The sequence below is a fragment of the Dietzia maris genome (assembly GCF_014144855.1).
Lineage (GTDB): Bacteria > Actinomycetota > Actinomycetes > Mycobacteriales > Mycobacteriaceae > Dietzia > Dietzia kunjamensis.
In genome coordinates, this window is the sequence record NZ_JAALDN010000267.1 from 1 (window position 1) to 5,466 (window position 5,466).

The following is a 5,466-nucleotide window of genomic DNA, read 5'->3' on the forward strand; positions in this document are numbered from 1 at the left end:
AGAACCACTACACACATCATCACTGTCAGCCCCGCTTGACCGCCCGGTCGACCCGGCGCCACGTCCGGTAGGTGTACCACGACGCCACCAGCATGAGCACCAGCACGAGCGAGGCGAAGATCGACGGTCGCCCGGTGAGGATCAAGCCCACCGCGTTGACCAACGCCAGCACGGTGAAGAACCCGACGAACCCGCCGATGACCTCCAGCCGCTGCCGGGCGCCCAGGGCGTCACCGCCGCTCCGAGCCACCGCCGATCAGCTCTTCAGGCCGCCGGCGGTGAGGCCGGAGATGATCCGTCGCTGGAAGATCAGCACCATGATCACCAGCGGCACGGTGACGAGCGCGCCGGCGGCCATGATCGCCGCGTGCGGCGGCAGGTACGGATTGACCCCGGAGAACCGGGCGATCGCCACCGTCACGGGCTCGGTCGCGGTCGTGGACAGCTGCTGCGAGAGCACGAACTCGTTCCACGTGATGATGAACGCCAGGATCGCGGTGGTGAACAGGGCCGGCGCGGCGAGCGGGAGGATGATCTTGATGAACGCCTGGCCGCGGGTCGCACCGTCGACGCGGGCGGCCTCCTCCAGCTCCCACGGCAGGTCGTTGAAGAACGACGTGAGGGTGTAGATGGTCAGCGGCAGCGCGAACGAGATGTTGGGGATGATGAGCGCCTGGTACGTGCCGATCCAGCCGATGTCGGTGAACAGCTGGAACAGCGGCGTGACCAGGGCGACGCCGGGGAACATCGACGCGGCGAGGATGATCCCGGTGACGAGGAACTTGCCCCGGAAGTCGACCCTGGCGAGGGCGTAGGCGGTGAACACGCCGAACGTCAGCGCGAGGGCGGTGGTGATCGAGCTGATGAGCACGGAGTTGATGATCGCGCCCAGGAAGTTGTTGCCGCCGTCCGTGGCCAGCGCCTCACGGAAGTTGTCGAGCGTGAGGTGCGAGGGCACCGGGCTGGCGGAGAAGATGAACCGGTTGTCGCGGAACGCGGTCACCAGCATCCAGTAGAACGGCGCGAGTCCCCAGATGAGGATGAGTAGCGCGCCGACGTAGGTGCTGACGGTAGGGCCGAGCGGTTTGCGTGGTGGCTTGATGTCCTCGTCGTCGCGGCGCCGGTCGGGGCCGCGGGTCGACGACGACGAGGTGGTCGTCGGCGTGGTCGGCGAGGTGCTCGGTTCAGACGCTCGGTGACTCACCGGATCTCCCCCTTCTTGCCCGTGCGATCCTCCACGACGTTCGCGCCGAGGAATTTGACCATGATGTACGCGACGGCGAAGACCAGCAGGAACACCAGTGTCGATATCGCGGAGGCACTGTTGAAGTTGCCCATTCTCATCTCGTTGACCACCAGCATCGACACGGTCGCGGTGGGCGAGTTGGAGTTGGCCGACACGAGGATGACGGGCAGGTCGTACATGCGCAGCGCGTCGAGGGTGCGGAACAGGATCGCCACCATGAGGGCGGGACGCACCAGCGGAAGGGTGATGCGGACGAATTGCTGCCAGCGGGACGCGCCGTCCACGCGGGCCGCCTCGTAGACGTCACCAGGGATCATCTGTAACCCGGCGAGGATGAGCAGCGCCATGAACGGCGCGGTCTTCCACACGTCGGCGATGATGATGGCCATACGGGCGTAGAACGGGTCGGTGGTCCAGGCGATGTTCGTGCCCAGGAGGGTGTTGGCGATCCCGTTGGGGGCGAAGATGAACGCCCACAGTTTCGCCGTGACGGCGGTGGGGATCGCCCACGGGACCAGGACGGCGGCGCGCAGCAGGGAGCGTCCCCAGATGCTCTTGCCCATGACCACGGCCATGGCGAAACCGAGCACCGTCTCGAGGGAGACGGTGGTGACGGTGAAGAACAGCGTGTTGCCCATGGCGGGCCAGAAGTCCACGGACGAGACGCCCGGCGGACAGGTGACGGTGCCGTCGCCGCCGGGAGCGGGGCAGGCCTGCGTCAGCCAGTAGAGGTAGTGCTGGAAACCGGCGAACCCGCCCTCCGAGAACATGCCCGTGGCCGGGTCCAGGCCGCGGTCGGCCATGAACGACAGGTACACCGCGCGAATGACCGGGTACCCGATCACCACCGCGAGGATGGCCAGGGCCGGACCCACCATCCACACCGGACGCCAGTCGAACTTCTTCTCGACCAGTGGCGCCGGGGACTTCTCGCTCGTCGTCATCGCCTTGCTCCTCGCCGGGTTCGCGCCCGCCCCATCAGGGAGAGGAGGTGGGCCCCGGGAACGTTACCCGGGGCCCACCTGCCCTGGTCCGACAGCCGTCTGCCGCCGGACCGTGTGCCGATCACCCGGACCGCGGTGATCGTTGACCTCGTTCGATCACCGTGCTCGGTGGATCACTGTGCGTTGTGAATCACCGTGCTCGGTGAATCACTGTGCCTGTTCGATCGCGGCCGTCATGTCGTTGAGGGCCTGCTCGACGTCCTTCTCCCCGTGAAGCGCCGCGAAGGTGTTGTCCTGGATCGCCTTGGACACGGAGGGATAGAACGGGGTGACCGGGCGCGGCTCGGCGTTGTCGAGCGCCGCCTTCAGGGCCGGCATGTAGGGGAACTCCTGCTGGAGCGCCTCGTCGTCGTAGATCGAGGACAGCACCGGCGGGAACGACTGCTCGGCGAAGCCCATCTGGACGTCCTCGGAGATGATGAACTCGAGGAAGGCCCGTGCCGTCTCCTTGTTCTCGGAGAACACGTTGATCGCGTTGTTGTAGCCACCGAGCGTGGACTGACCGGGGCCGTCCTCGCCGACGATCGGGGCGACCTGGAAGTCACCCTGGACCTGGGACGTGGGGTCGGACTGGCCCGACTCGTACATGTACGGCCAGTTGTAGGAGTACATGGTCTCGCCGGCGAGGAAGGCCTGCGCGGTCTCCTCCTCCGTGAACGCGTCGGTCTTCTGGGGGATGACGCCGCCCTTGTAGGCGTCGACGAGGGCGGTCAGGCCCGCACGCGCCTCCTCGGTGTCGAGCTCGGGCGTATTCCCGTCCTCACCGACGACCTGTCCGCCCCAGCTGTGGATGAACTGGGTGGCGGCGACGGTCAGACCCTCGTACTGGCTGAGCTGGGTCTGCAGGCAGTCGACGTCCGCACCCTCCGCGGCCTCGCAGGAGGAGACGAGCTCCTCCCAGTTGGCGGGCGCCTCCGGCTGGAGGTCGGTGCGGTAGTACAGGAGCTGGGCGTTGGTGTTCTGCGGCACGCCGTAGAGGGTGCCGTTGTAGGTCGCCGAGTCGACGGCGGCCTCGATCAGCCCGGAGGTGTCGACCTCGGTCTCGTTCTCGATCGGCTGCAGCCACCCGTTGGCCGCGAAGTACGCGGTGTCGGTGACGTCGAGGGCGAACACGTCGTACTCGCCGCTCTCGGTCTGGAGCGACTGCGTCAGGGTGTCGCGCTGCCCGTCCTGCTCGGCGGGCAGCTCGCGGAGGGTGACCTCCTGGTCGGGGTTCTCCGCGTTCCACTGCTCGATGACGGGACGGAGCTTGTCGGTGTCGTTGCTGCCCATCGCGAAGGTGATGGGGCCGACGCCCGAGGTGCCGGCCTGCGCCTGCTCGTCGGATTCATCGCCACCCGATCCACACGCCGTGGATACCAGGGCGACTACGGAGGCGGCCGCCGCCGCCTTGAGGAACCTGCCGTGAACGGCCATGCGCTCTCTCCTACTGTCGTGTCTCGACTCCCCTCGGCGAATGCCGACGGGGCAGTGGACCGGCGCCGACTGTGACGAGGGTCTCACTGAGGACCTGCTGAGCGTAACCCACGAGACGGCGGCGGCGCGGGACCACGTGCGGACACGCGACCGACGCGCCGTCGCTCCCGACACCACGGATGGTCACGAGAGCGAGGTCACAGGAGTCACTCTAGCAACACCGTTCGGGGCGGACACCGGCGTGTCTCCCTGTCGGCGCGGGCCCCGGCCCCGTGGATTCAGCGGAGCCTGAGACCGGATTCCACGTCGAAGAACCGCACCTCGTCGTCGAGCGCCTCGAGGTACATGGTGTCGCCCTTGCGGGGATGGTCACCCGACTCCGCCCGGTACACCACCGGGTGGTTGTCGCGGGTCGAACAATGCAGGTAGCTGTCCGCTCCGAGCTCCTCCACCAGGTCCACCGTCACCTCCAGCCCGTGGCCTTCCGCGGCCATCCGCAGGTGTTCGGGCCGCACGCCGACGGTGACCCTCGACCCCGAGCCGGCGGGCACGGGTTCGCGGAACCCCTCGAGGTCCACCGCCCCGTCGGCGACAGGGGCGTCGAAGAGGTTCATGGACGGTGACCCGATGAAACCCGCCACGAAGGCGTTGACCGGGTTGTTGTAGAGCTCGCGCGGGGCGTCGACCTGCTGGAGCACCCCGTCCTTGAGCACCGCGACGCGGTCGCCCATCGTCATGGCCTCGACCTGGTCGTGCGTCACGTAGATCATCGTGGTGTGCAGGTCCCGCTGCAGCTTGGCGATCTGTGCTCGCGTGGCCACCCGGAGCTTGGCGTCGAGGTTGGACAGCGGCTCGTCCATGAGGAAGACCTGCGGGTTGCGCACGATCGCCCGCCCCATGGCCACGCGCTGACGCTGGCCACCGGAGAGCTCCTTGGGCTTGCGGTCGAGGTACGGCACCAGGTCGAGCATCTCGGCCGCGCGGTCGACGCGCTCCGTGATCTCCGCCTTGGACGCCTTGGCCAGCTTCAGGGCGAAACCCATGTTCTCGCGGACCGTGTAGTGCGGGTACAGCGCGTAGTTCTGGAACACCATCGCGATGTCGCGGTCCTTGGGCTCGGTGCCCGTCACGTCCCTGTCACCGATGAGGATCCGGCCCGCCGCCACGTCCTCCAGACCGGCCAGGGCGCGCAGGGTCGTCGACTTGCCGCAGCCGGAGGGTCCGACCAGGACAAGGAACTCGCCGTCGGCGATCTCCAGGTCCAGGCGGTCGACACTGCGTCGCGCCGCCCCCGGATAGACGATGGACACGTTCTCGAAGGTCACCGAGGCCATGAGAAAACAATTCCCTTCACCGGCAGGAACGTGCCGGACGATCCGAGATAGAGGGCGAACACGGGTGACTGTAGCGGCCCGGGGCGGAGTTCACCCGCACTGCGCACACAGTTCATCCGGGCGTGGTCCGCCCGCGACCGCCCGGCCGTCCCACACCCCTAGCGTGCAGGCGTCCACTACGACTGTTGACGCCTCCAGGAGACCCGAATGTCCGCCCGCCGCCTGCTCCCGATCGCCACCGCCCCGACGCCGGGGATCTCCAACCGACAGCACGTGACCTGTGTCTACAAGTGCGGGGACCAGTGCGCCGCACCGGTGCCCAACACCACCGACAACCCGTACTTCGGGGACATCGCCACCGAGATCAGCCGCCGCGGTGCACTCAAGGCCGCGGGGGTCGTGGCGCTGGCGGTGGGCGCCACCCAGGTGCTGCCCGCGACCGCCGCGGCGCAGGGCTCGTCCGCCG

The 5,466-nt window shown here is 67.9% G+C and carries 6 protein-coding genes; 1 reads left to right on the forward strand and 5 read right to left on the reverse strand.

Annotated elements, in window-relative coordinates; translation table 11 throughout:
* Nucleotides 1–25: 25 nt before the first annotated feature.
* The 5 genes from G6024_RS09275 to G6024_RS09295 all read right to left on the reverse strand — a co-directional run bounded on the left by G6024_RS09275 (nucleotide 26) and on the right by G6024_RS09295 (nucleotide 5,000).
* Complete coding sequence (locus tag G6024_RS09275; RefSeq protein WP_007627187.1) at nucleotides 26–250, reverse strand: hypothetical protein; 225 nt, start codon at nucleotides 248–250, stop codon at nucleotides 26–28.
* Between the two features lie 6 nt (nucleotides 251–256).
* A complete protein-coding gene (locus G6024_RS09280) occupies nucleotides 257–1,102 on the reverse strand; it encodes a carbohydrate ABC transporter permease (protein ID WP_067720228.1) in 846 nt (281 codons plus the stop codon).
* Between the two features lie 98 nt (nucleotides 1,103–1,200).
* Nucleotides 1,201–2,190 (reverse strand): carbohydrate ABC transporter permease, encoded by a 990-nt coding sequence (locus G6024_RS09285; protein WP_067720075.1) that lies wholly within the window; start codon nucleotides 2,188–2,190, stop codon nucleotides 1,201–1,203.
* Between the two features lie 207 nt (nucleotides 2,191–2,397).
* Nucleotides 2,398–3,666 (reverse strand): ABC transporter substrate-binding protein, encoded by a 1,269-nt coding sequence (locus tag G6024_RS09290; protein ID WP_159148557.1) that lies wholly within the window; start codon nucleotides 3,664–3,666, stop codon nucleotides 2,398–2,400.
* A 278-nt stretch (nucleotides 3,667–3,944) separates the two neighbouring features.
* Nucleotides 3,945–5,000: an ABC transporter ATP-binding protein gene (locus G6024_RS09295; RefSeq protein WP_132063489.1), complete on the reverse strand. Its 1,056-nt coding sequence runs from the start codon at nucleotides 4,998–5,000 to the stop codon at nucleotides 3,945–3,947.
* Between the two features lie 207 nt (nucleotides 5,001–5,207).
* On the opposite strand from G6024_RS09295, the gene G6024_RS09300 reads away from it, so the two are divergent.
* A partial coding sequence (locus tag G6024_RS09300; RefSeq protein WP_159148558.1) for a twin-arginine translocation signal domain-containing protein occupies nucleotides 5,208–5,466 on the forward strand: 259 nt, incomplete at its 3' end.

Coding starts and splice junctions, on each gene's coding strand:
- G6024_RS09285 (WP_067720075.1), bottom strand. CDS start 2,190: ATGACGACGAGCGAGAAGTCCCCGGCGCCACTGGTCGAGAAGAAGTTC.
- G6024_RS09290 (WP_159148557.1), bottom strand. CDS start 3,666: ATGGCCGTTCACGGCAGGTTCCTCAAGGCGGCGGCGGCCGCCTCCGTA.
- G6024_RS09295 (WP_132063489.1), bottom strand. CDS start 5,000: ATGGCCTCGGTGACCTTCGAGAACGTGTCCATCGTCTATCCGGGGGCG.